Annotated in this window: 19 protein-coding genes and 1 riboswitch; of the genes, 11 read left to right on the top strand and 8 right to left on the bottom strand. The window is 72.0% G+C overall.

The genetic code is table 11. From position 1 onward, the window contains the following. Positions 1-10 precede the first annotated feature (10 nt). A riboswitch (cobalamin riboswitch) is annotated at positions 11-218 on the bottom strand. A gap of 138 nt (positions 219-356) precedes the next feature. After that, positions 357-1,223 (top strand): NAD-dependent protein deacetylase, encoded by an 867-nt coding sequence (locus WME79_RS21835; RefSeq protein WP_437538584.1) that lies wholly within the window; start codon positions 357-359, stop codon positions 1,221-1,223. Positions 1,224-1,256: 33 nt separating this feature from the next. Here the strand turns inward: WME79_RS21835 and WME79_RS21830 are convergent, their stop codons facing one another. Further along, a complete protein-coding gene (locus WME79_RS21830; RefSeq protein WP_437538582.1) occupies positions 1,257-1,832 on the bottom strand; it encodes a prolyl hydroxylase family protein in 576 nt (191 codons plus the stop codon). A gap of 122 nt (positions 1,833-1,954) precedes the next feature. On the opposite strand from WME79_RS21830, the gene WME79_RS21825 reads away from it, so the two are divergent. Further along, on the top strand, positions 1,955-4,855 hold the full coding sequence (locus WME79_RS21825) for a helix-turn-helix domain-containing protein (protein WP_437538580.1): 2,901 nt from the start codon (positions 1,955-1,957) through the stop codon (positions 4,853-4,855). On the opposite strand, the gene WME79_RS21820 is transcribed toward WME79_RS21825, so the two are convergent. Further along, positions 4,844-5,335 (bottom strand): type II toxin-antitoxin system RatA family toxin, encoded by a 492-nt coding sequence (locus WME79_RS21820; protein WP_437538578.1) that lies wholly within the window; start codon positions 5,333-5,335, stop codon positions 4,844-4,846. The two genes, WME79_RS21825 and WME79_RS21820, sit on opposite strands and share 12 nt — an antisense overlap. Positions 5,336-5,536: 201 nt before the next feature. Between WME79_RS21820 and WME79_RS21815 the strand changes: the two genes are divergently transcribed. The 6 genes from WME79_RS21815 (at position 5,537) to WME79_RS21790 (ending at position 13,506) form a co-directional block, all read left to right on the top strand. Next, on the top strand, positions 5,537-5,938 hold the full coding sequence (locus WME79_RS21815; protein ID WP_437538576.1) for a hypothetical protein: 402 nt from the start codon (positions 5,537-5,539) through the stop codon (positions 5,936-5,938). A gap of 123 nt (positions 5,939-6,061) precedes the next feature. Further along, on the top strand, positions 6,062-6,346 hold the full coding sequence (locus WME79_RS21810) for a hypothetical protein (protein ID WP_437538575.1): 285 nt from the start codon (positions 6,062-6,064) through the stop codon (positions 6,344-6,346). A 115-nt stretch (positions 6,347-6,461) separates the two neighbouring features. Further along, positions 6,462-7,787, top strand: coding sequence for a serine hydrolase domain-containing protein (locus WME79_RS21805; protein WP_437538573.1), 1,326 nt, complete (start codon positions 6,462-6,464; stop codon positions 7,785-7,787). A 287-nt stretch (positions 7,788-8,074) separates the two neighbouring features. Continuing rightward, the gene (locus tag WME79_RS21800) at positions 8,075-9,484 is read left to right on the top strand and encodes a serine hydrolase domain-containing protein (protein ID WP_437538572.1); all 1,410 of its coding nucleotides are present in this window, start codon (positions 8,075-8,077) and stop codon (positions 9,482-9,484) included. Between the two features lie 186 nt (positions 9,485-9,670). Continuing rightward, the gene (locus tag WME79_RS21795) at positions 9,671-11,179 is read left to right on the top strand and encodes a metallophosphoesterase (protein WP_437538570.1); all 1,509 of its coding nucleotides are present in this window, start codon (positions 9,671-9,673) and stop codon (positions 11,177-11,179) included. Between the two features lie 239 nt (positions 11,180-11,418). Next, on the top strand, positions 11,419-13,506 hold the full coding sequence (locus WME79_RS21790; RefSeq protein ID WP_437538568.1) for a hypothetical protein: 2,088 nt from the start codon (positions 11,419-11,421) through the stop codon (positions 13,504-13,506). 64 nt (positions 13,507-13,570) lie between these two features. On the opposite strand, the gene WME79_RS21785 is transcribed toward WME79_RS21790, so the two are convergent. Together WME79_RS21785 and WME79_RS21780 are read right to left on the bottom strand one after the other, a co-directional pair. Continuing rightward, positions 13,571-13,960: a response regulator gene (locus WME79_RS21785; RefSeq protein WP_437538566.1), complete on the bottom strand. Its 390-nt coding sequence runs from the start codon at positions 13,958-13,960 to the stop codon at positions 13,571-13,573. Continuing rightward, positions 13,957-16,836, bottom strand: coding sequence for an ATP-binding protein (locus WME79_RS21780; RefSeq protein ID WP_437538564.1), 2,880 nt, complete (start codon positions 16,834-16,836; stop codon positions 13,957-13,959). Before WME79_RS21780 ends, WME79_RS21785 begins: the two co-directional genes overlap by 4 nt. A gap of 135 nt (positions 16,837-16,971) precedes the next feature. Between WME79_RS21780 and WME79_RS21775 the strand changes: the two genes are divergently transcribed. Genes WME79_RS21775 through WME79_RS21765 form a run of 3 tightly spaced genes read left to right on the top strand, consistent with a single transcriptional unit; the run spans position 16,972 to position 19,909 of the window. Beyond that, positions 16,972-17,094, top strand: a complete 123-nt coding sequence (locus WME79_RS21775) for a hypothetical protein (protein ID WP_437538562.1) — start codon at positions 16,972-16,974, stop codon at positions 17,092-17,094. Further along, complete coding sequence (locus WME79_RS21770) at positions 17,091-18,077, top strand: hypothetical protein (RefSeq protein WP_437538560.1); 987 nt, start codon at positions 17,091-17,093, stop codon at positions 18,075-18,077. Before WME79_RS21775 ends, WME79_RS21770 begins: the two co-directional genes overlap by 4 nt. Beyond that, on the top strand, positions 18,074-19,909 hold the full coding sequence (locus tag WME79_RS21765; RefSeq protein ID WP_437538558.1) for an ArnT family glycosyltransferase: 1,836 nt from the start codon (positions 18,074-18,076) through the stop codon (positions 19,907-19,909). The genes WME79_RS21770 and WME79_RS21765 overlap by 4 nt, the downstream gene beginning before the upstream one ends. A 6-nt stretch (positions 19,910-19,915) precedes the next feature. On the opposite strand, the gene WME79_RS21760 is transcribed toward WME79_RS21765, so the two are convergent. The 4 genes from WME79_RS21760 to WME79_RS21745 form a co-directional block, all read right to left on the bottom strand. Then, positions 19,916-21,403 (bottom strand): hypothetical protein, encoded by a 1,488-nt coding sequence (locus WME79_RS21760; protein WP_437538556.1) that lies wholly within the window; start codon positions 21,401-21,403, stop codon positions 19,916-19,918. 64 nt (positions 21,404-21,467) lie between these two features. After that, a complete protein-coding gene (locus tag WME79_RS21755; protein ID WP_272099673.1) occupies positions 21,468-21,683 on the bottom strand; it encodes a hypothetical protein in 216 nt (71 codons plus the stop codon). A gap of 129 nt (positions 21,684-21,812) precedes the next feature. After that, positions 21,813-22,829 carry a tetratricopeptide repeat protein gene (locus tag WME79_RS21750; RefSeq protein WP_437538554.1) on the bottom strand — a complete coding sequence of 339 codons (1,017 nt, stop codon included), beginning with the start codon at positions 22,827-22,829 and terminating at the stop codon, positions 21,813-21,815. Between the two features lie 132 nt (positions 22,830-22,961). Further along, complete coding sequence (locus WME79_RS21745) at positions 22,962-23,414, bottom strand: hypothetical protein (RefSeq protein WP_437538552.1); 453 nt, start codon at positions 23,412-23,414, stop codon at positions 22,962-22,964. Positions 23,415-23,538: the final 124 nt, after the last annotated feature.

The following is a 23,538-nucleotide window of genomic DNA, read 5'->3' as shown; positions in this document are numbered from 1 at the left end:
CTGGATGTCTCCCCTGCGCAGGATGTTGGCAGGTCTTCGGGCTCACGAGCGCTCCGGCTCTCGCCGGGTTCCTACGGTCCACCGCTTCCCAGCCCGAGGGCCAGTGCGCGTTGTGGAGATCGTTCTCGCTTACCGCTGCGGGGCAGCCCCGGATTCACACCGGGTTCCCTTTTGAGCCCCGGGCCGAAGCCCGAGGCACCAACATGGCCACTACATATGGTGGTGCAGTGAGCCGGTCAAGCGAGATGTTGTGGGGGAGCTCCTTTGCCCGGTTGCATGCTGGGTTGCATGCTCGGTCGCATGGTGGCGCGGTCGACGCTGGCGGTGCGCGCGGCGACGGGCCACAACGCGGTCGTATGCTGCCCAGCGAAGCGCGTCCGGCCGATCCGCTCGACGACCTCGTCGCGCTCCTGCGCGGCAAGCGGATCGTGGCGCTGACGGGCGCGGGGTGCAGCACCGAGTCCGGCATCCCGGATTATCGAGGGCCCGAGACGCGGCGCCGCGCGCGGAACCCGATCCAGGGGCGGGAGTTCTCCCGCTCGGCCGAGATCCGGCAGCGCTACTGGGCGCGCGCCGTGATCGGCTGGGAGCGGTTCTCCAGGGCCGAGCCCAACCCCGCCCACCGCGCCCTCGCGCGGCTCGAGCAGGCGGGGCAGCTCCAGGGCCTCATCACGCAGAACGTCGACGGCCTCCACCAGGCCGCGGGCAGCCGCCGCGTCATCGAGCTGCACGGCACGCTCTCCGAGGTCGCGTGCCTCGCGTGCGGCGCGATGGAGCGGCGCGCCGCCCTCCAGGAGCGGCTCCTCACGCAGAACCCCGGCTGGCTGCGCCTCGCGGCCGACCTCGCCCCCGACGGCGACGCCGACCTGCCCGCCGAGCACGTGGCGGGCTTCCGGGCGCCGCCGTGCCTCCGCTGCGAGGGGCCGCTCAAGCCGCGCGTCGTCTTCTTCGGCGAGAACGTGGCCAGGCCGATCGTCGACGCGGCGTTCGCGCTCGTGGACGCGGCGGACGCGCTCCTCGTCGTCGGCTCCTCGCTGGCGGTCTTCTCGGGCTACCGCTTCGTGCTGCGCGCAGCGCAGCGAGGCATCCCGATCGCCATGATCAACCTCGGCTCCGCGCGCGGCGAGGAGCTCGGCGCGCTGAAGATCGAGGCCCGGGCCGGCGAGGTGCTGCCGCGCCTCGCCGAGGCGCTCGGCGTCGGCGCCGCCGCGGCGCCCGGGTGAGGCGCCGAGCGCCGGCGCACGCGCGGCGCTGGATCACCCGCGCCGGTACATCACATCGCTGCGGAGGACGTACTTGCTCCCCCGTGTCACGGCCGCGCCGCGGTGGAGCCGGCGATGCTCGAACAGGAGCGCCATTCCGCGCCGCGGGGCGATGCTCCGACCGCCCCAGAAATCGGTCGTGCCGCCCTCGAAGTCGTCGTTCAGGTAGATCATCGCGGTGAAGAGGCTCCGCTCGCCGTCGGATCGCACGAACGATCCATCGCCGTGCCAGTTGAAATATTCGCCCTCGGTGTAACGATAGTAGCGGAAACGCTCGTTCAGCCCGACGGCGCGGTGGAGGCCGAAGCTCGGCGGCATCCACGGCGCGAGCCGCTCCCAGAGGCTCGCAGCGAGCTCCGGATCGTCGAGCATGACGCGGCCGTTGTTGCGCACCTCGAGGTTGATCACCTCGCCGCCCCCGATCGGCGCCTGCTCGAAGCCTCGCGCCTCGGCGAGCGCGATGAAGCCCTCGCACTCGTCGGGCGACAGGACGTTCGTCACCGTGAAGATGCGGAGATCGTCGGTGTAGTCGGTGCACTGGGCGGTTCGTTCGGCGTGCAGGGTGCTCATGCGTGAAGCGTGGGTCCGGGCGGACCGGATCCGGAAGGGCGGACCCGGGCAGGACCGGGCAGGACCGGGCAGCGCGGTGGACAGGAGAGCGCCGCATCGCCGATGATCGAGCGCTCGCACCGATGGCACGGGTCTCCAGGGCGGGCCGCAGCGCGGAGCCCGCGGTCCGCTTCAACCACACGCTCCTCCAGCGGGCGCGGCTCGATCTCGACCTGACGCAGGAGCAGGTCGCCGCGTCGATCGGCGTCGACGTGCGGACCTACCGCCGCTACGAGTCGGGCGCCGTCAACGATCCGCGGCTCGGCTTCTCGGTCCGGAGCCCGTCCCGGCGGCGGATCATCGAGCGGCTCGGCGCCGAGCTCGGCCTCGCCGAGGCGGAGCTGCTTGTCGTCGAGGCCGAGGCCGAGGCCGCGCCGGCGGCGGATCCCGCCGCAGAGGACGCGGGTGCAGCGAGCCAGGCCGCGGAGGCGCCCGACGGGGTGGGGAAGGCGCTTGCGGGGGCGGGGGAGGCGCCCGCCGGGGTGGGGAGGGCGCTCGACGAGGAGGCAGGGGAGAAGGCGCCGGCCGGCGCGCCCGCGCCGTCGCAGGGAGCCGCCCCGGCGTGGCGCCCGCTGCACGCGCACACGCTCCAGCGAGCGCGGCACTTCGTCGGGCGCGCAGAGATCCTCGATCGGCTCGCCGTATGGGCCGACGTATTGCCGCCGTCCCCGCGGGTGATCGCGCTCCTCGGCGTCGGCGGGGCGGGCAAGACCGCGATCGCCGAGCGCTTCCTCCAGGGGCTCGGCGACGCCCCGCGGCCTGGCGGGGTGCTCGTCTGGAGCTTCTACGACGACCCCAGGACCGAGGCGTTCCTCGACCAGGCCGTGGCCTACTTCGCGCCGGGCGCGGGCGCCTCGGGCCTGGCGGCGCCGCGGCCGCCGGCAGCGCCCGGAGCGCAGCTCGCGCGGCTGAAAGAGGCGCTGGGGCAAGGGCCGCCGCACCTGCTCGTTCTCGACGGGATCGAGACCGTGCAGGCCGAGGGGGGCGCAGGGCGCGCGCACGGCGAGCTCCACGACGCGCTCCTCCGGCGGCTGCTCTGCGCGATCGCGTCCGGGCTCGGCGGCGCGCGGGCGCTCGTCACGTCGCGCTTCGAGCTCGCGGATCTGTCCGCCTGGGCCGAGGGCGGGCTCGCGACGATCCGGCCAGAGCCGCTCTGCGAGGGCGATTCGGCGTCGCTCCTGCGCCGCTGGGGCATCCGCGGCGACGACAGCGCCCTCGGCGCGCTGTTCGAGACGACGGGCGGCCACGCGCTCTCGGTCGCCGTTCTCGGCTCCTACGTGGGCGCGTTCCTCGGCGGCGACGCGGGGCGGCTCTCCGCGGCGCAAGCGGCGCACCTCGCCGAGGCCGAGCAGGACGACGTCCTCGCCCGCCGCCTGAGCTCGGTGCTGTCGGCCTACGCGCGCGCGCTGCCGCCGGGCGAGCGGGACCTGCTCGCGCGCCTCTCGGTATTCCCCGGCGGCGCGGGCGAGGCGGCGCTGCTTCAGCTGATCCGGGCCGGCGGCGAGATCGCCGGCGCCATGGCGGGGTGGGGCGCCGCGGAGCTCGCGCGCGGGCTCGCCCGGATCGAGCGGCTGGGGCTCGTGTTCGCGGCGCGCCCGGGCGAGCGCTGCTACTCGACGCACCCCTTCGTGCGGCAGCACTTCAAGTCGCTGCTCGGCGTGCCGCCGGAGCGCGTCCACGCCGCGGGGAGCGCGACGGCGCAGCCGCGCCTCGACGAGGCGCCGCGCCGGGCGCCGCGGGAACGCGGGGCGGTCGACGCGTACGAGGCCATCCTCACCGAGCTGCTCGGCGCCGGGCGGGCGGGCGAGGCGTACGAGATCTACGCGCTCGCCCTCGGCGGCTTCGCGCACCTCGGGCTCAAGCTCGGCGACATGTCCCGCGGCGCACGCATCCTGCGCGCGTTCGCCGGCGGCGACGACCCCCGCGGCATGCCGGCCTCGCTGCCCGCGCGCGCGAGGGCATCGCTCGCGTACGACGCGGGGCTCTACGCCGGTGCACTCGGGGATCTCGCGTTCGCGTGCGCCTGCTACGAGGCGCACAACGAGATCGCCGGCGCGCTCGCCGATCCGGCCCCGATCGCGACCGGCCTGCGCACGCTGGCGTACACGGCGCGGCTGCGGGGCGACCTGGCCGGCGCGCGCGGCCTGCTCGAGCGGTCGGCGGAGATCGCCGGCGGCGCCGCGGGGAGCGCCCGTCGCGCCGCGGACCAGGTCCACGTCGTGCGCGCGCTGGCGCTGCTCGCCGCGGTGCTGCACGACCTCGGCGAGGTCGACGCGGCGGGAGAGCACTTCGCGCGCCTTCGGGAGCTGGGCGACGCGCCGGTGGCGCGCCGCGCGCTCTGGGAGGCGGAGCACGCGCTCGCGCTCGGTCGCCGCGACGAGGCGCGCGAGGCCACGGAGCGGAACATCGCCGAGTGCAGGCGGAAGGGATGGGAGGGGCACGTCGCGCACGGCCACACGCTGCTCGGCCTCGCGCTGCTCGACGGTGGCGAGGGCGGCGACGGCGATGTCGCGCCGGCCGAGGCGCACCTCGTCGAGGCGCGCCGCTGGGCTTCCGCGACGGGCGAGGTGGAGGTCGCGCTGCGGTGCCACGAGCTCGCGGCGCGGATCGCGCTCGCCGCTGGCCGGCTCGACGACGGCGCGCGGCAGGCGCTCGAGGGGCTGCATGTCGCGGAGGCGTGCGGGTTCGGCCCGTTCCGCGCCCGGCTCGCGGTCGTTGCCGCGCGGTGCGCGCTGGCCCGCGGCGCGGGGGCGGCGGCGTCCGCGACGGCGCTCGCCGACTCGGCGGTGGCGTGGGCGGGCGAGGACGCGTGGGCGAGGGCGGACGCGCTGCACTGGGCGGGCGTGGCGCGCGCGGCGACGGCGCGCGACGAGGAGCGCGCGCGAGGGCGGGAGCTGCTCGCCGAGGCGGCGGCGCTGCGCGCGCGCCTGCGCCATCCCGGGGCCGGGGCGTCGCGGGAGGCGCTCGCGCGGCTAGGCGGATGAGGGCTGGGCGCGCCGCGGCAGCCGCTGCAGGATGTCCGTCGTCTCGGCGCTCTGCTTGAGCCCGGCGAGGCGCTGCTCGATGTCGCGCTTCAGCACGGCCTTCATCACCGGCTCCAGCACCGGAGCGAGGGCCTGCGGGCGCGCGGCGAAGTTGTAGCGGAAGGTGACGCGGGTCCGCCGCGGCGACAGCGCCTTGAAGAGCCATGCGCCCGAGAACTGGCGGAAGATCCGGGGCCCCTCGACCATGGTGATGGCCACCTGCTCCGGCGGGTTCAGGGTGATGTAACGGGCCTCCATGGACAGCCCGTTCTTCGCCCGCACCCACACCCGCACGCCGACGGCGGGGTCGGTCGCGCCGTCGCGGTAGCGCATCTCGCGGAGGAACGGGTCCCACTCGAGCCGGAGAGCGTAGTCCTGGGACAGCGCGAAGAGCTCGTCGCAGGCGGCGTCGATCTCGGCGGTGCTCTGGATCGTGGGCATGGCGCCGAGGATAGGGTCGAGGGGATTGCGATGGCGAGCGCGCGCTGCGCTCTCTGGCCGCGCGCTTGATCACCCGGCGTCGCCTGAGTTTCTCGGCGGATGATCTGTGGATTCGCGCTCTGCGCGGTTGGCGATTGGGCTGTCTGTGCGGTGCGCGGCGGTTCGTTGACGTCTCGTGGGGACCCAAGTAGTCCGCCGTTGATGGGCCACCGATCGGCGTTCGTGCTCGCTTTCATGGCTGTTGCGGCGTTCGCGCTGGGCGGCTGCAACCGGGGGTATCAGACGGCGGCTGAGCTCGAGTCCGCGGAGCGCGGGCCGACCCACTGCGCCAGCTCCTGTTACGAGCTTGGGATGCGGATGTCCGCGTTCGTGCTCGTGGACCGCGGCGTTGCTGGCTGCGTTTGCGAGCCGGTTCAGGCGCCGGCCGGTCCTTACCCCGCGCCGCCCTCGGCCGGAGCGGCGCCGCCCCCGGTCGTTGCGCCCCCGGCGGCGCAGCCGCAGAGCCGCGCGTCGACCGGGGCCGCAGCGGGTTACGCGGTGATTCATGCGAAGCGGAAGCAGGAGGAGCAGGAGCAGGCGCAGCGGGCCACGCTGCCGAAGTGAGCTGGGGGCCTCTGGGACGATCCGCCGCGGGAAGTTGCCCCGGTTCAGCGGAAATACCGCCATGACGCCAAGAGGAGACGGGAAGAACCGTCTAGGCATTCGCCCGAGGGGGCCCGCCGGTTCGTGGCAAAGCAGCGCGGCCAGGCCGAAACGATGCGCGAGCGGCTCTGGACCCTCCTGGTCCGCCGCTACGCCGACCTCCGGAAGATCGGGTATTGCGTCCACGGCGACGCGTTCGAGGAGGTGACCCCGAAGCTCCGGAGGGCGTTCAAGCGTCCATCACGCGCCATCGGCGGCGTCCTGAAGAGAAATTTCGTCTCCGGACGTGAACGAACTTCACGAGTCCGGGAACAGAGCTCCGAAATCGAGCGGCGCTCTTCAAGCAGCGTGGCGATGCCCGAGGCGTGAGCCGCCGGTTCGCGACGGTGATTTGAGGGAGCCGGCACCCGACCAGGAGCCGATCATGAACTTTCCACACCATCGCTTCGCTTCCCAGAGAACAGCGATCGCCCGCGCAGCATCCATGCGCCTGCGAAGCGTGCTCTCGACGGTCTTTGTTTCGACGCTGCTCGGGTCTTCAGCCCTGCTCGCGGGCTGCTCCGACGGCAGCGGGGCGCCGGCGACGACGGACGCTGCGAGCGGCGTGGGCGGCAGTGGCGCCGAGAGCGGTGCAGGTGGAGACGAGAGCGGCGGAGGCGGCGAAGAGACCGGCAGCGGCGGAGGCGGGGGAAAACCGTCAGGCGAGTGCACCGGCGATCCCACCCTCCACGCCAACACGGATCCCGACGACGTTGTGCAGCAGGGCGCGGACCGCCTGGTGCGCGACGACAAGTTCCCCGCCGTCCTGGTCGCCGTCGGTGATCGCGACGGGCAGACCCGTCACTACACCGCCGGTGTCGGCGACCTCGAGACCGGTGCGAGCGTGCCTGTCGACGGGCAGGTGCGCATCGGGAGCAACAGCAAGACATTCACCGCGGTGGTCGTCCTGCAGCTCGTCGGCGAGGGCGAGGTCGACCTCGACGCGCCGATCGAGACGTACCTGCCGGATCTCGTCCGCGGCGACGGCATCGACGGCCGCGAGATCACGGTGCGGCAGCTGCTGCAGCACACAAGCGGCTTGCCCGATTACGTCGGGCTGGCCCTGGGCGACGACGTCTTCGAGGCCCTGCACACCTACTTCCAGCCCCGCGCCCTGCTCGATCTGGCGCTGACGCAGCCGGCGACGTTCGCCCCCGGCGCCGAATGGGCGTACAGCAATACCAACTACATCGTCGCCGGCTTGCTCGTCGAGAAGGTCACCGGCCGCCCTCTGGCCGAGGAGATCACGCGCCGGGTCATCGAGCGCATCGGGCTGCGCAGCACCTATATCCCCGACGTCGGCGAGCAGGGCATCCGGGGGTGCCACCCAAAGGGCTATCACGCGGCGCTCGGTGAGCCGCTGCGCGACGTCACGGAGCTCGACCCGTCCCAGGCGGGGGCCGCCGGAAACATCGTCTCCACGCCGAGCGACGTGAACCGCTTCTTCACCGCCCTGCTCGGCGGCGAGCTCCTCGACGCGGCGCAGCTCGAGGAGATGCGCGCGACCGTCGACGCTTCCAGCATGTGGCCCGGCTACCGGTACGGGCTCGGCCTGAGCAGCAGCCCGCTGCGCTGCGGCGGCGTCCTCTGGGGCCACGGCGGCGACATCTTCGGCTACGAGACCAGCGGCGGCGTCACCGAGGACGGCCGCGCCGTCACCGTCGCCGTCACGGCGCTGCCCTCGGCCGTGCCGAGCGTCCACACACGCGAGGAGGCATACGCCGCGTACGCCAACGTCCTCGCGCTCGCCGACGCCGCGCTGTGCGAGTGAGCCCCGGGCGCGCCCCCGCGCCGGTGGTCACGACAGTGGTGTCGGCAAGAGCCAGATGCTGAGTTTTGAGGACGGGCTCGTGGACGGCATGAACGAACCTCACGAGTCCGGGAACAGCGTTACGAAAACGAGGGTCGCTCACCGATCCGCGTGGCGATGCCCGGCGGCGCAAGCCGCCGGCTCGCGGCGGTGAACCGAGGGCGCCCGCACGCGACCAGGAGCCGATCATGAGATCTCTGCACCGTCATTTCACTACTCCGAGAGCCCGGACTGCCAGCGCAGCAGGGATGAGCTTGCGAAACGTCTTCTCGATGGTCCTCATCTCGGCGCTGCTCGGGTCCTCAGCCCTGCTCGCGGGCTGCTCCGACGCCGCTGGGACGCCGGACAACACGGGCGGCGGTGCCGGCGTGGGCGGAGACGCCGGCAGCGGCGGTGAGGACGCCGGCAGCGGCGGTGAGGACGCCGGCAGTGGTGGCGAGGACGCCGGCAGTGGTGGCGAGGACGCCGGCAGTGGTGGCGAGGACGCCGGCAGCGGCGGCGAGGACGCCGGCAGTGGCGGCGAGGACGCCGGCAGCGGCGGCGGAGGCGACCCGTTGGGCGAGTGCACCGATGGTTCCACGGACGGCGCCAACACCGATCCCGACGATCCGGTGCAGCAAGGCGCCGACCACCTGGTGGGCGACCTCAAGTTCCCCGCCGTCCTGGTCGCCGTCGGTGATCGCGACGGGCAGACCCGTCACTACACCTCAGGTGTCGGCGACCTGGAGACCGAGGCGAACGTGCCTGTCGACGGGCAAGTGCGCATCGGCAGCAGCAGCAAGACCTTCACAGCGGTGGTCGTCCTCCAGCTCGTCGGCGAGGGCGATGTCGACCTCGACGCGCCGATCGAGACCTACCTGCCCGACCTCGTGCGTGGCGACGGCATCGACGGCCGCGAGATCACCGTGCGTCAGCTGCTGCAGCACACGAGCGGGCTGCCCGACTACGACGATGTGCTCCTCGCCGAGGGCGTCTTCAAGCTCCAGCACACCTACCTCGATCCCCACACGCTGCTCGACATGGCGCTCGCGCAGCCGGGGAAGACCCCTGGCAGCGAATGGGCGTACAGCAACACCAACTACGTCCTTGCCGGCATGATCATCGAGAAGGTCACCGGTCGCCCTCTGAACGAGGAGATCACGCGCCGGATCATCGAGCGCATCGGGCTGCGCCACACCTACCTCCCCGGCGTCGGCGAGCAGGGCATCCGCGGGTGCCACCCAAAGGGCTATCACACGGACGTGCCCGGCGAGCCGCTGCAAGACATCACCGAGCTCGACCCGGGATGGGGATGGGCCGCCGGCCAGGTGATCGCGACCCCGAGCGACCTCAACCGCTTCTATACCGCCCTCTTCGGCGGCGATCTCCTCGATCCGGCGCAGCTAGCGGAGCTCCGCGCCACGGTCGACGCCCCCGCCATGTGGCCCGGCGCCCGGTACGGGCTCGGCGTGGTCAGCACCCCGCTGAGCTGCGGCGGCCTCGTCTGGGGCCACGGCGGCGACATCCCCGGCTACCACACCCGCGGCGGCGTCACCGAGGACGGCCGCGCCGTCACCGTCGCCATCACGGTGCTGCCGTACTTCCTGTACGGCGAAGAGGGCGCCGAACGGGCGTACATGGACGTCCTCGATCTCGTCGATACCGCCCTGTGCGAGTGACCGCCCGAGGGCGCTCGCGCACTCCGAGCGGCGGCGAGCCGGCGGGCGAGTCGCTGCCGGCCGAGCCGTCCGCTCGACCGGCGCTCGCCCGCCTGCGAACCGTCGCGGCACGCGGCTTGCGACGCGCGCGGGGTGGGGGACGCGGCCGCCTTTCACGGCGGGATCGCGCCACCCTGGAGCAGGGCAATGGATGGCGCAGCCAGGGATATCTTCGTCATCAGCGATCTGCACATCGGTGACGGCGGCGCGAGGGACAACTTCGAGGCAGGCAAGAAGACGTCGCAGCTGCGTGCATTCCTCGACCACGTGGGCAGCGAAGGAGGCGAGCTCTTCATCCTCGGCGACCTCTTCGAGCTCTGGCAGATGAACCTCAGCCTCCTGTTCGTGAAGCGGCGAGCGCTCCTCGACCAGCTCGCCGCGCTGAGGCTCGTCTACGTGCCCGGCAACCACGACGTCGATCTCGTGCACTTCATCGAGACCGATCTCCTCAATCATCCCTTTTTCGCGTGCATGCGCGCGCCGTTCAACCGGGAGCTCGGCGGCAGGCGGTTCCGCTTCTGCCACGGGCACGAGACCGATCCGTTCAACGCCGGGGACGAGCCTGGCTTCGGCCGCATGTTCTCCATCCTCGCCGGCGTCGCCGAGGACGAGAACGGCTCTCCTCTCCTCAAGGGCGGCGAGAGCGTGGAGGACGTCCTGGAGCAGTTCGGCGACTCGATACTGACGATCTGGAAACGCACCCTGGCGACGATGAGTCAGCGCGTGCCGGAGAGGGACCCGTCCCCCAGCGGGGCATTGACGCCGGCGCAGAACCCGGACCGGCTCGGCGAGCACGTGGTCGGGGTCCGCGCGGAGCTCGACACTGGCGCATACGACGTGGCTGTCCTCGGGCACACCCACAAGGCAGGTCGTATCGGTGACTGGTACTTCAACAGCGGTTCATGGGCCGGGCCTCTCAACTCGTTCCTTCGCATCTCTCCGGACGGACATGTTCGCTATCTGGAGTGGAAAAACGGTCGCGCCGTCGAGCGCGGGATGCCCCTCGTGCTCCCGGATGCGGAGCCCGATCGCGCGCGTTCCGTGACGAAGAGCCCGGTCGCCGCGGCCATCTCCGCCGCGAGGACGATCTTCCCGAAGCCGACGCGTCCGGAGCGCTCCCGATGGATCCTCATCGCGCAAGGCGGCCTCGCGCTCGCCCTGGGCATCGGCGCCCTGACGATCTCCGTCGGTCAGGGCTCCTCCGCGGGTTGGCGCCTGCTCGTCTCGGCCTTCGCTGCCTACGCGCTCGTCGATGGCGCCCTGTCGCTCGTCGGTGCATCGCGCGAGCCGCCCATCCGACGCCTCCTCTCCCGCGTGCGCGGCGTGGCGAGCCTCCTCCTCGGCCTCGTCGTGCTCCGTCGCGGTTACATGGTCGAGATGTTTGTGGTCCTCGTGGGATTCTGGGCGTTCATCTCCGGCGCGCTGCGCGTCGCGGCGTCGATCGTGCTCAAGGGAATGGTGGAGTCGAGGTGGCTCTTCGTCGTAGGCGCTGGCTCGACGCTCGCCGGCCTCGTCCTGCTGCTCTTGCCCGCATCAGCGACGCCGCTCAAGTTCGCGCTGGCCGGCTATCTCTGTTACTACGGCGCAGGGGAGCTCCTGGCAGGCATCTTCGGGCAGCGGCTGCCCAGGGCGGCAGGCGTCCGTCCCGCCGCATGAGGCCGCTCCCGCGCTGTCGGATAACGCTCCTTCCTACCCGCGCGTAGAAACACCCCCTCTCCGGGCGCCCTTGATCTACGCTCCCGTGCGTCTGGCAGTCCGGCGGCCGATCGCGCGGGGAGGCGTTCTCGCGGCGCGACCAGGGCGCCGGGCGCTCTCGCGGCGCGCCTCCTCGCTCTCGCTGGCCTCCCGGCCGTCCCGCGCGCCTCGCAGCTCAAGGGCCCCTCGGAGCTCCAGCCATGAAGATCCCCGTCCCGATCCCGCCGTCCCGCCGCGCCCCGCTCGCCGCCCTCGCCGGGCTCGCCGCCCTCGCCGCGGGCGCCGGCTGCCCGGCTCCGCACCCGCCTCTGCCGGCCGAGCCGCCCCAGGCCGTGCCGCCACCTGCGCCCACCCCCACCCAGGCCGCGCCCCAGGCCCCGCGCTTCGATCAGATCCCCCGGCTCGAGTTCAACCGCATCGCCGTGGAGCTCGATCTGCCGCTGTTCTGGATCGCCGATCGCAACGGCTCGGGCGCTGTCGACCCCGACGAAGTCTCCGCCCTCTGGCGCCACACCCCGGCGCCGACCTGGGTCGCCTCCGGGGCCTTCACCCCGGCGTTCACGTCGGCTTATGCCGCGATGACCAAGGTCAAGGCCGAAGGCCACCTGCGCGCTGGCCTCGACGAGGCCGAGGTGCGCCGCCGCGATGCCGTCCTCGCGGAGCTCGCGGCCGGCCGCCCCTCGCTCCTCCGGTCCGACTTCCGCGGCGCGCCCGCCGAGGACCGCGCCATCGTCGGCCACCTCCTCAAGGTGGCCGAGCTCATCGAGCAGATCCACGCGAAGCAGCTCGGCTCCGCCGGCATGGCCGACAAGATCCCGGCCGACGACCCCGCCAGCCGGGCGCTGTTCTGGCGCAACCAGGGGCCCTGGTGCCAGCAACCCAAGACGCGCGACGATCCGAACTGCAGCGCGCTGCCAGGCAGGCCGCCTCGCGTCACCGGCGTCTATCCGGCGCGCCTCCAGCAGGACAAGAAGTTCTGCGCCGCGCTCGAGGCGCGCCCGGATCAGAAGGCGCTCCTCTCCCCGTTCACCGTGGTGGTCGAGGAGCGCGGCGCGCTCAAGGCCGTGCCTTACAGCGAGGCCTACAAGCCCGAGATGGAGGCGGTGAGCCGGGAGCTCAAGGCGGCGGCCGAGGCGATCCAGAGCCCGAGCGAGGCCGCCTTCAAGGCTTACCTGCTCGCGGCGTCGCAGGCGTTCCTCGACAACCGCTGGGAGCTCGCGGACGAGCCCTGGGCGAAGATGAACGCCGAGAACTCGGCGTGGTACCTGCGCGTGGGGCCGGACGAGACGTACTGGGAGCCGTGCAGCCGCAAGGCGGGCTTCCACGTGAGCTTCGCGCGGATCAACCAGGAGTCGCTGACCTGGCAGAAGAAGCTCGATCCGGTGAAGTCCGACATGGAGACGGCCTTCGCGAGCCTCGCGGGCGCGCCGTACAGGGCGCGCAAGGTCGCTTTCCACCTGCCCGACTTCATCGACATCCTCTTGAACGCCGGTGAGTCGCGCGCCGCGACCGGCGGGACGTCAGGGCAGAGCCTGCCGAACTGGGGGCCGGTCGCGACCGAAGGCCGCGGCCGCACCGTGGCCATGGTGAACCTCCTGCAGGACGACGACAGCCGCGCCGCGCTCCGAGAGGCCGCCGCGTCGCTCTTCTGCAAGTCCACGATGGAGAGCGTGTCCCTCGAGGGCCCCGTGGCCGCGCTCGGGACGGTGCTGCACGAGGCGTCCCACAACCTGGGCCCGGCGCAGGGCTACAAGGTGCAGGGCAAGACCGACGATGAGCTCTTCGGCGGGCCGCTCGCCTCGATGCTCGAGGAGCTCAAGGCCCAGACCGGCGCGCTCTTCTTCACCGGCTGGCTCGCGCAGAAGGGTGTCCTCGACCCGGCGCTCGCCCGCATGTCCGAGGTGAGGGACGTGATCTGGGCGCTCGGCCAGGCGGGGCAGGGCATGTACACCGCAGGCGGCGAGCCGCGTCCCTACGGCCAGCTCGCCGCGATCCAGCTCGGCAGCCTGCTCGACGCGGGCGCGATCGGCTTCTATCGCGGCGAGACCGCGGCGAACGGCACGGACAAGGGGTGCTTCTCGATCCAGTCGGACAAGCTGCCCGCCGCGGCCGAGGCGCTCGCGAGGACGGTGCTCGGGATCAAGGCGCGCGGCGACAAGGCCGGCGCGCTGCGCCTCCGCGAGACCTACGTCGACAAGCCCGGCGCCTGGAAGGCGCTCCGCGGCGTGATCGAGGAGCGCATGCAGCGCATGCCGCTCGGCAGCGTCGTCTACGCGATCGAGCTGTAGCAGGGTCGTCCCCCGGTGCTCCGCGCTGGCGTCCCTGCCGCGCGGCGCGCTCCCTGCCGCGCGCTCAGCGGACCGCGGCCTTGACCAGTCGCAGCAGATCGTCGAGCTCGACGGGCTTGCGGACGATCCAGAGCGCTCCCTCCTTCGAGCACCGCGTGGCGGCTTCGTCGGAAGCGTAGGCCGTCACCACGATCACCGGCACGTTCGGGTGGATCCGCTTCAGGGCGGCCAGGGTCTCATCGCCGCCCATGCCTGGCATCCGCAGGTCGGTGATCACCAGATCGAACGGCTCGCCCTTGACCTGCTCGACCGCCGCTTCGCCGCTCGCTGCGGTAGCGACCTCGTACCCCTCGAAGGAGAGGAACGTATCCAGCGTCTCTCGGATGGCTGGCTCATCGTCGATCACCAGGACCCGCCGCTTGCTGCCCAGGGGCTCGCTCAGGTCGTTGTTCACGTCGTGTCCCCGTCGCGGCCTTGCACGTGAGATGCGGGCAGCCACATGCGGATCGTGGTCCCCGCGCCGAGCTCGCTCTCGACGCGGATGTCGCCGCCGTTTTCTTGGATGAACCGATGCGTCAGCGACAGCCCGAGGCCGGTCCCCTGTCCCGGCGGCTTGGTGGTGAAGAAGGGCTCGAAGAGGCGGTCCAGGTCCTCGGCGCGGATACCACAGCCGGTGTCGTGCACCTCGATCTGCACGCCCTCGACGTCCCTGTACGGGAGGGGGTGAGCCTCCGCCGCGACGGTGCCGCCGCGCGGAGTCGCATCGATCGCATTGCCGATCACGTTGAGCAAGGCGGAGTCCAGCTGCGCCGGATTCACGAGCACGGCGGGCAGCGGCGCCGCGGTGGAGCTGTTCACCTTGAGGTGGACGCGGCGCTCGTGCGCCCGCGGCGTGGAGAGCTCGTGCGCGCGGCGGAGCGCGGCGGACACGTCGCACAGCTCCCGGCCGATCGTCTTGCCGCGCGAGTAATCGAGCAGCGCTCGCGTGAGGTCTGAACAGCGGTGGGCCTGCTGCTCGATGGTCCGCAGGACCTTGAGCAGCAGGTGCTCATCGGGCACCCCGTGGCCGTCGCGCTGCCGCTTGAGGACGAGCTGGGCGTTCATCAGGATGATGGCGACCGGGTTGTTCAGCTCGTGCGACAGCCCCGCGACCAGGGTGCCAATCGCCGCCATCTTGCCGGCCTGGACGAGCTCCTCCTGCGTCTCCGAGAGCGTCTTCAGGGCCGTCGCGAGCTCGCTGTTCTTCGCCTCGAGCTCCTGGTAGGCGCGGTGCAGGCGCTCGGCCGCGCGGACCCGCGCCTTGAGCTCCAGCGGATCGAACGGCTTGCCCAGGTAGTCATCGGCGCCGACCTCGAGCCCCCCCACCGTCTCGGCGCGGCTCGCCTTGGCCGTCAGGAGGATGATCGGGATAGAGCGGAGCTCGGGATCCCGCTTGAGCTGGCGGACCAGCTCGAAGCCGTCCATTTCCGGCATCATCACGTCCGATACGATGACATCGGGCCGGCTTGCTCTGACCGCTTCGAGCGCCTCGCGGCCGTTGGTCGCCAGCGCGATCTCGTACTCGGCCAGCAAGGTGTCCTCGATGTAGGACCGCATGTCCGGGTTGTCTTCCACCACGAGCAGGCGCGGCGCGGGCTCGGTCCGCCGCGCCCCGGCGCCGTTCGCGCCCGTGGCGCGCAGCTCAGGCTGGGCGAAGTCGCCCGCGCTGGCGCGCGTTCCATGCGCGCTCGTCCGCACCGGCGAGCCCAGGGGCAGAGGCGCGAGCCGAGGGTCCGCAGCGCGCGGCAGCCGCACGAAGAAGCGAGAGCCGACGCCGGGCTCGCTCTCCACGCCCAGGGTGCCGCCCATCAGGTCCGTGAGCTCTTTGACCAGCGACAGCCCGATCCCGGTCCCTTCGTGCTTGCGCGTCATCGATGGGTCGATCTGTTGAAACCTCTGGAACAAGAGGTGCATCTTGTCTGACGGGATGCCCGGACCGGTGTCCTCGACGCAGAGCTCGAATACGCCGTCGAGCGACCGCAACCCGACGGCGACCCGTCCCCCCGGCGGGGTGAACTTGAGCGCGTTGCCCAGCAGGTTGAGCGCGATCTTCTCGAATTTGCGCCGATCGAGGGGGACCGTGTCCAGCGCGGGGTCGACCTCTAGCGCGAGCTGCAGGCGGCCCCGCTCTGCCGCTGGCCGAGCCTCTTCCACCATGTCGGAGACGAGCGTTGTCACGTCGACCGCCTCCCAATCGAGCAGCATCTTGCCGGCCTCGATCTTCTGGTAGTCGAGCACGTCATCGACCAGCCGGTGCAGCCGCCGCCCGCTGCGCTGAATGCGCTCCAGGTGCGTCCGCGCCTTCGGCGACAGCGGCTCATCCGGGCTCGACAGCAGCGACTCGAGCGGCCCGAGGATCAGCGACAGCGGCGTCCGCAGCTCGTGGCTCATCATCGTGAGGAACTCTCCCTTGGCGCGGGCAGCGGCGTCCGCGGCCTCCTTGGCCTTGTGCAGGTCGAGCTCCATCTGCTTGCGCTCGGTGATGTCGGCGTAGATCCCGAGCAGCCCCGTCACCTGGCCGCTCTCGTCGCGGATGGGCACCTTGCTGGTGAGCAGGACCCGCCGCTGGCCGTCCGGGCGGAGCAGGGACTCCTCGATGTCGAGGATGGGAACGCCCCGCTCCATGACCTCGCGGTCGATCTTCACGAAAGCGTCCGCGTCCTCCCCGATGCCCCAGACGTCGAAATCGGTCTTGCCCACCAGGTTCTCCAGGACCCTTGTGTGGCTGTCGTTGAGGAAGTTCTGGTTTCCTCCGAGAAACCGGCCCTGGCGATCTTTCCAGAAGATGGCGTGCGGGACATTGGCGATGACGTATTTCAACACCGCTTGCTGCTGGTCGAGCGCGTCCAGCGCCCGCTGCCGTGCGGTGATATCGATGCACGTGGCGAGGGCGCCAGTGACCTTGCCGGCCGGGTCCCGCAGCGGGATGTAGCGAGCCTCCAACCAGCCTTCCGGCATCTGCCCGACGGTCGTCACCGCTTGTCCCTCGAGGGCACGGCGCGCGTTCTCGGTGACGCACGGGTAGGCGTCGAACACGTGGAACACGGAGCGGCCCACGCGCTCGCCAGGCTCGAGCCCCAAGGCTTCGAGCCCGCGCCCCTCGAACAGGGTGATGATCCCGCGCTCGTCGAAGGAGAAGAGCGCGAGCGGTGCATAGGTGAGCACCGTGCGCAGTCGCGCCTGGACATCCGCCGGCGCCGGGGCTCGGGAGTTCGGTCCACGGGCGGCGTGCGTTCGGGGGGAGGGGTCGAGATGGCCGACCTCGGCGGCTTGGCGGGAACGGTACGGCATGGTTTTGTGGGCCAACTAACATAAGGCCGGCGGCCGGAGCGTTGAAGCTCCACACCCCTAGAAAATCGGCCATGGGGGCAGGAGCCAACCGGCGCCTTTCCGCCATGATTTCCATCGTCTCGGGCTACCGACCCGATGGATCTCATCCGCCGCGCCGCGCTCGCACCGTCGTGCTACAGGCCCGAGCCGGTGATCGCCGTCTCCGCGCTGCTCTTGCCGGCGGCACGCGCCGATCGGCTCGCCCGGAGGACCGCGTGACCTCAGCGCAGGTCCATGAGGCGGCCTCGCCCGCGGGCCAAGCGACGAGCGCGCGCGGCCGGCGCCGCGCCCTCGGCCTGCTCGCCCTCCTCGGCCTGCCGGCGCTCGGCCTCGGAGAGCTCGTGGCGCACGTCTACTTCAGCGAAAGAGCTCCGGATTTCGACGCCTGGCGCGACGTGGAGGCGCCCCTCGCGGCGATGAAGCAGCCCGGGGACCTCGTGGTCGTCGCGCCCGGGTGGGCCGATCCGGCCGCGCGCCGCGCGCTCGGGGACGAGCTGATGCCCCTGCGCGACGCCGCCCGGCCCGACGAGAGCCGCTATGCGGCCGCGGTCGAGATCAGCGTACTCGGCCAGCGCGCCGCGGAGCTCGCGGGCTTCCGCGAGGAGGCGCGGCAGGAGCGCGGCCCCTTCGTGCTCCGGCGCCTCGTGAACCCGTCGCCCGCGCGCGTCGTCTACGACTTCGTCGACCACGTCGCGCCGGCGTCGGCCGATGTGCGCGTCACGGATCCTCCGGCCGCGTGCCGCTGGAACCCGCGCTCGCGGATCGCCGCCGGCGGGCTCGGCGGGAACCCGACGTTCCCCGCCGAGCGCTTCGAGTGCCCCGGCGGCCCGTTCTTCAACGTGGGGGTCACGGTGGTCGCGGACGAGGAGTTCCGCCCTCGCCGGTGCATCTGGTCACACCCCCCGAGGGACGGCGAGATCGTCACGCGCTTCCGCGGCGTCTCGCTCGGCTCGGTGATCCGAGGGCACGCGGGCATGTACTGGATGATCGAGCGGGAGCGGCGGGGCGCGCCGGTCACGCTGTCCGTGCGCGTGAACGGCGAGACCGTGGGCGAGGCGACGCACGCCGACGGCGACGGGTGGGCGGCGTTCGAGTTCCCGCTCGCCGCGCACGCGGGCGCGGCCGAGGCCGAGGTGGAGTTCGCCGTGAGATCCGCCGACTACACGCACCGCCACTACTGCTTCGAGGCGGACACCCGATGAAGCGCTCGGCGTCCCTCGCGCCCGCCGACGGCCTGATCGCGCTCGCGTTCGCGGCGGCCTACGTCGCCCTGCTGCTCGCGACCACGGGCGATCTCGGCTACGCGCGCGACGAGGGCTTCTACTTCTTCGCCGCGAACCGCTATGGAGCGTGGTTCCAGGCGCTCCTCGAGGCGCCGGGCGCGGCGCTCGATCCGCAGAGCGTGGACGCCGCCTGGTCGGTGAACCACGAGCACCCCGGCCTCATCAAATCGCTCTTCGCGCTCTCCAACCTCGTCCTGCAGAAGCGGCTCGGGCTCTTCGCCATGGAGGGCACGAGCTACCGGTTCCCCGCGATGGTCCTGTCGGGCGTGGGGGTGGCGCTCGTGTACCTCTGGGGCACGGAGGCGCGCGATCGGCTCGCCGGCGCGTCCGCGGCCGTGCTCTTCGCGATGCTGCCGCGGTACTTCTACCAGGCGCACCTCGCGTGCTTCGACGCGCCGATCGTGACCGTGTGGGCCCTGTGCGCCTACGCCTACTGGCGCTCGCTGCGGGAAGGCGGCGCGCTGTGGCCCGTGCTCACCGGGGTCGCCTTCGGCCTCGCGCTCGACACGAAGCACAACTCCTGGTTCTTGCCGATCGTCTGCGTCTCGCACGCCGTCGGCATGGAGCTCAGGGACCGGATCGTCGCCCGCGCGAGCGCGGCGGGGGCGGCGCCCGCGGCCGCCGCCGCGGCGTCGGCTGCGCGGCCCGGAGGCGCCCGGCGAGCTCTCGCCGCGCTCGCCGCGATGGCGACGATCGGCCCGCTCGTCTTCTACGCGCTCTGGCCGTGGATCTGGCGCGATACGCTCCCGCGCCTCCGCGAGTACGCGTCGTTTCACCTGAACCACGAGTACTACAACATGGAGTTCCTCGGCCGGAACTACTGGACGCCTCCGATGCCGAGGGCCTACGCGCCCGTGATGACGGCGGCGACGGTGCCCGTCGTGACGCTGGGCCTCTTCGCCGCGGGGCTCTGCGCGGCAGCGCGCGAGCGCCTCCTCTATCCGCTCGCGTGCGCGGCGGCGCGGCTCGCCCCGGAAGGCGGGAGGCTCGCGCTCGCCGCAGAGCGGGCGCTCGCAGCGCGGCTCCGTCCGCCCGCGGACGACCCTGGCGGCACGGCGCTCCTCTGGTTCCTCGCCATCGCCGCGGTGTACGGCGCCTGGCTCTCCCCGAGCACGCCGATCTTCGGCGGCACGAAGCACTGGATGACGGCCTACCCGTTCATCGCCCTGTTCGCCGGCGCCGCGTTCTCCGCCGCTGTGCGGCGCGCGCGCGTCGGTCTACGCGCGCTGCTGCTCGCCCGGCGTGGATCCGGCGCGCGGGCCGGCGTCGCCACGCGCGCGGCCGCGCTCGCGCGCGGCCCGCTGGTCCCGGCGCTGCTCGGGGTGGCGGTGGTCGCGGCGCCCATCGCCGAGACGCTGCACGCGCACCCGTGGGCGCTCTCGAGCTACACGCCGCTGGTCGGCGGCGCGCCCGGCGCGGCGAACCTCGGGCTGAACCGCACCTTCTGGGGGTACACCACGGGCGCGGTCGTCGCGTACCTCAACGAGCACGTCCCACCCCGAGGGACGGTGTACATCCACGACACCGCTGGCCCGGCGTGGGAGATGTTGCTGCGCGACGGGCGCCTGCGAAAGGACATCCGCGGCGTGGGGGCGGTCGCGGGCGCGGACTTCGCCCTCTACCACCACGAGAAGCACATGCTGGGGCAGGCGTACCAGGCGTGGGTCGCGTTCGGCACCACGAGCCCGGATCACATCGCGGGGCCCGATGGCGTGCCGGTGATCCTGGTCTACCGCAACCGCGCTCGCTGAGCGCGATCAGCGCTTCTTCGCCGCCACCTTCTTGGCGGGTGCCTTCGCCGCCTTCTTGGCGGGCGCCTTCGCCGCCTTCTTGGCGGGCGCCTTCGCCGCCTTCTTCACGGAGGCCGGCGCCGCGGCCTTCCCGGTCGTCGCCTTCTCTGCCGACGCGCTCGCCTTCTTGGTCGCGGTGGCCGGCTTTTTCGCCGGCGCCTTCTTCGCGCCTCGGACCGCCACGGCCTTGGGCTTGCTTGCGGCAGGCTGCTCCACCGTCGGCTCGGCCAGCTTGCGGGGCTTCTCACGCGGAGCGGCCTTCTTGGAGGGCGCCTCCTCCTCCTCGAGGTCCTCCTCCTCGTCGAGGTCTTCGTCCTCGTCCTCGTCGAGGTCTTCGTCCTCTTCCTCGTCGAGATCTTCGTCCTCTTCCTCGAGGTCCTCGCCCTCGCCCGCCTCGTCGAGGTCTTCGTCCTCTTCCTCTTCCTCGTCGTCGAAGTCCTCGTCGTCGAGGTCCTCGTCCTCTTCCTCCACCGCTACCGCCACCGGAGCAGGCTCGCGGCGGCGCGACGGGGGGGCGTCGTTGCGCAGCGGAGCGGCGGCTGGCTTCCTGGCAACGTCGAGCTCGTTGAGCGGGTCGCCGAGCACCACCGCGATCTCACGCTTGAAGTCGGTCATGTGGCTGTCGACCTCGAGCGCATCCTGCTCGGACAGCGGCGTGAGCTTGAGCTTGAGGATGCGGTCGCCCGCGAGCTCCCACGACGCGGCGCAGCCGCCCTCGCGCAGCATCTTCGAGGCGATGGAGTCGATCCGCTGGCGCAGACCGCCGCGCGCCCCGGCCTCGATCTTTCGCTGCAGCTCGAAGCGGCGCTCCATCATCGGGAGCGTCACCACCTTCGCCTCGACGAGGTCGGAGAGCTCATCGGCCACCGCCTCCTCGATCTCGAGCCGCGCGTCGGGATCGCTGCTCTCGAGCGAGAACGTCGCCTCGCGGAGCTCGGGATCGTAGCCCGTCAGCTTGCCGCCGGCGCTCTGGGCCGCGCGCGTCAGCGACTCGTGCAGCATCTGCGCCGGCGCGCGCTTGCCGACCGTCGAGGCGACGTACCCGAGCGTGTCCAGGCGCACGTGCACAGGGCCGTCGTCCTCGAGGCCGAGCTCGGGCCGCGGCCCGAGCAACGCGTCGCGCATCACGCGGAAGACATCCCGCTTGATCACGTTGTCCTCGGTGAAGATGTCCTCGACGTGCTCGGACTCCATCAACGTGCTCGTGAGGCTCGCCACGAGCTCCTCGACCTGGTCGTCGATCTCGTCGGTGCCGAACGTGGTCGTGGGCTCTCCGTCGACGAGGGCCCACGGCTCGAGCCGAGGCGTGATGGCCGCGATGTCCGCAGCCATCTTGTCCTCCAGCTCGCGCGCGAGCGCTGTTGCGCCGCCCCTGGCCACGAGGATGTGCCCGTGCGCCTTCAACGCGTCAACGATGCTCGTGGAAAGTCGGCGGGAGAGATTGCGCTCGTTCACGAGGCGCGCAGCTTACACGGTTTGCGCGGCCTGGCGATATTTGAAGACCGCGGATCGGCCGTGCTCAGGGGTCGTTCTCGATCACCTTGATCAGCACGCCGCCGATGCGCTCCGGGATGACCGCGCGCGCTGCGTCGGCTCCTCCGGACCGGATGCTGACGCGGACGATGAAGCCGACCCCGTCCTCCCGCTCGACCCCGATGCCGACACACCACGGCTCGCCGCTGATCTTGGCCTTGAGCTCGTCCTTGGCCCGCCGGGCCGATCCCACGTCGCTCATCTCGTTCACCTCTCCTGAATTGGAGCGCGCTGCAGCAACCTCTCGCGCTCACTCGCGTGCCCTCTTGGTCTGTGCCGCCCGCAGTATGCCGGAAAAGGGGCCCTCAAGATCCCACCCGAGGCGCCCGCCTCAGAGGTGCCTGCGCGCGATCTCGGCCCACGTGCCGGTCGGCTCTATCTCGAGGTACCTGCGCCAGCACGGGCGCGCCTTCGTCGGATCGCCGATCTGCTCATAGGCCATCGCGAGGTTGTAATAGGCGTCCGCGAAGCGTGGATCGCTCTCGATCGCGCCCTGGAAATAGCGGATGGCCTCGGCCGCCTGACCGCGCTCGAGCATCACATAGCCGAGGTTGTACTGCGCCTCCGGCTGGGACGCGTCGAGATCGAGCGCCTTCATGTAGAGCGCCTCCGCCTGCTCCTCGGCGTTGCGCCGGAAGCAGATATTGCCGAGGTTCGTGTAGGCGATGGCCAGCCACGGGTCGATCTCGAGCGCGCGTCGGTAGAGCGCCTCGGCCTCGTCCATCGTCGCCGGATCCTCATCGAGCTGGCTGGCCTGCATGTAGAGCTCGTAGGCCGTGCGCGCGCGCTCCCGGCCCACCTTCGGGCGGAGCACGCGCACGACATCGTCGCGCAGCTCCTTCACCTCGAAGTCGAGCACCATCTGCCCCGTGAGCGGCTCGAACGCGCCGGACGCGCCCCGGACCACGACCGCCTTGCCGTCGAAGGCGACGCGGAGCTCGGCGAGGGGGCGCGTCACCTTGGGGAGCGCGGTTCGGATGTTGTCGATCGCCCGCGCGACGTCGCGCAGGCGCACCTTGCGGGCGATGAGATCGCGCGCGGCGCGCAGCGCGATCAGGTCCGAGAAGGTGTACGCGCGCCGCCCCCGCCGCCGGCCGCTTGGCGACGCGATGCCGGCGCGATCGAGCGAGCGCAGTCGCCCGGACGAGATGCCGAGCAGCCGCGCGACCTCGGTGCCGGTGAACATGTCGGTGACCGGCTCGCGGGCGCCCGGCGCAGGGAGCGGCGCCTCCGTCGCGTCCGCCCGAGGCGCAGGCGGGGGCTGCGACACCCGCCCGCCCCCAGGGCCGAACACGACGTGGATCACCTTGTCGGAATTTCCGGAGGCGGAACGGTCCTTCTTGCTCATCGCAGCGTCACCGGCTCCGCGCCGAAGATCGGCGGAGGCAGACCGTGTCGTGGGGAGCGTACCCCGCCTCGAGCCGGATTGCTCCCGTTCTCCACGTGGACACGCGCGTCAAGGGGGCACCTTGCATCGCCATCATGCGCGCGCCGTCCTGTCCGTCGTTATCAGCACGCGCGCCGTGACGTCCACGGTCAGCGCGAACGAGACCACCGCCGCGCGTGGCGCGAAGCCGCAGCGGATCTCGGCCTGCATCGGCCCGAGCGGGCCCCCCGCGCGCGCGACCGCTTCTCGGTGCGCCACGCGGAGCGCCCGCAGCCTGAGGTGGGGGTCGAGCGCGAGCGCCCGATCGAGCAGCGCCGCCAGCGGCGCGTCCGGCGGCAGCGCGACATGCAGGCTGGTCGACCCGTAGTAGACGAGCGCGCCCCCCTCGTCGCGGGTGCTGCCCTCGCTCAGCACGTCGGCGCTGTCGAACAGCGCGTGGAGGCGCCCTGTCGAGCAGGTCACGAGCTCGATGTGCCTCCGCTGGAGGAGCGGTGGACGCTGGACCTTCGCCAGACCGGGACCGGGTAGACGCTCGCTGCGCGACATGGCGATCGCGATCGTGGCACCGCCGCGCGCCGCGTCCCAAAAGCGCGCGGAGATTCGCACAAAGTTGCTGCGGCACCTGATTTCGTGCGGGACACCGGGGGCCGCGCGGCCGCGATGAATTTGG

The organism is Sorangium sp. So ce726 (assembly GCF_051521405.1).
Taxonomy (GTDB): Bacteria; Myxococcota_A; Polyangia; order Polyangiales; family Polyangiaceae; genus Sorangium.
This window is presented reverse-complemented; position numbering and strand designations above follow the sequence as displayed.

Excerpts from the sequence above, each read along its gene's own strand:
- WME79_RS21835 (WP_437538584.1), top strand. The coding sequence starts at position 357 with ATGCTGCCCAGCGAAGCGCGTCCGGCCGATCCGCTCGACGACCTCGTC.
- WME79_RS21830 (WP_437538582.1), bottom strand. The coding sequence starts at position 1,832 with ATGAGCACCCTGCACGCCGAACGAACCGCCCAGTGCACCGACTACACC.
- WME79_RS21825 (WP_437538580.1), top strand. The coding sequence starts at position 1,955 with ATGGCACGGGTCTCCAGGGCGGGCCGCAGCGCGGAGCCCGCGGTCCGC.
- WME79_RS21820 (WP_437538578.1), bottom strand. The coding sequence starts at position 5,335 with ATGCCCACGATCCAGAGCACCGCCGAGATCGACGCCGCCTGCGACGAG.
- WME79_RS21815 (WP_437538576.1), top strand. The coding sequence starts at position 5,537 with ATGGGCCACCGATCGGCGTTCGTGCTCGCTTTCATGGCTGTTGCGGCG.
- WME79_RS21805 (WP_437538573.1), top strand. The coding sequence starts at position 6,462 with ATGCGCCTGCGAAGCGTGCTCTCGACGGTCTTTGTTTCGACGCTGCTC.
- WME79_RS21800 (WP_437538572.1), top strand. The coding sequence starts at position 8,075 with ATGAGCTTGCGAAACGTCTTCTCGATGGTCCTCATCTCGGCGCTGCTC.
- WME79_RS21795 (WP_437538570.1), top strand. The coding sequence starts at position 9,671 with ATGGATGGCGCAGCCAGGGATATCTTCGTCATCAGCGATCTGCACATC.
- WME79_RS21790 (WP_437538568.1), top strand. The coding sequence starts at position 11,419 with ATGAAGATCCCCGTCCCGATCCCGCCGTCCCGCCGCGCCCCGCTCGCC.
- WME79_RS21780 (WP_437538564.1), bottom strand. The coding sequence starts at position 16,836 with ATGCCGTACCGTTCCCGCCAAGCCGCCGAGGTCGGCCATCTCGACCCC.
- WME79_RS21775 (WP_437538562.1), top strand. The coding sequence starts at position 16,972 with ATGGATCTCATCCGCCGCGCCGCGCTCGCACCGTCGTGCTACAGGCCC.
- WME79_RS21765 (WP_437538558.1), top strand. The coding sequence starts at position 18,074 with ATGAAGCGCTCGGCGTCCCTCGCGCCCGCCGACGGCCTGATCGCGCTC.
- WME79_RS21755 (WP_272099673.1), bottom strand. The coding sequence starts at position 21,683 with ATGAGCGACGTGGGATCGGCCCGGCGGGCCAAGGACGAGCTCAAGGCC.
- WME79_RS21750 (WP_437538554.1), bottom strand. The coding sequence starts at position 22,829 with ATGAGCAAGAAGGACCGTTCCGCCTCCGGAAATTCCGACAAGGTGATC.
- WME79_RS21745 (WP_437538552.1), bottom strand. The coding sequence starts at position 23,414 with ATGTCGCGCAGCGAGCGTCTACCCGGTCCCGGTCTGGCGAAGGTCCAG.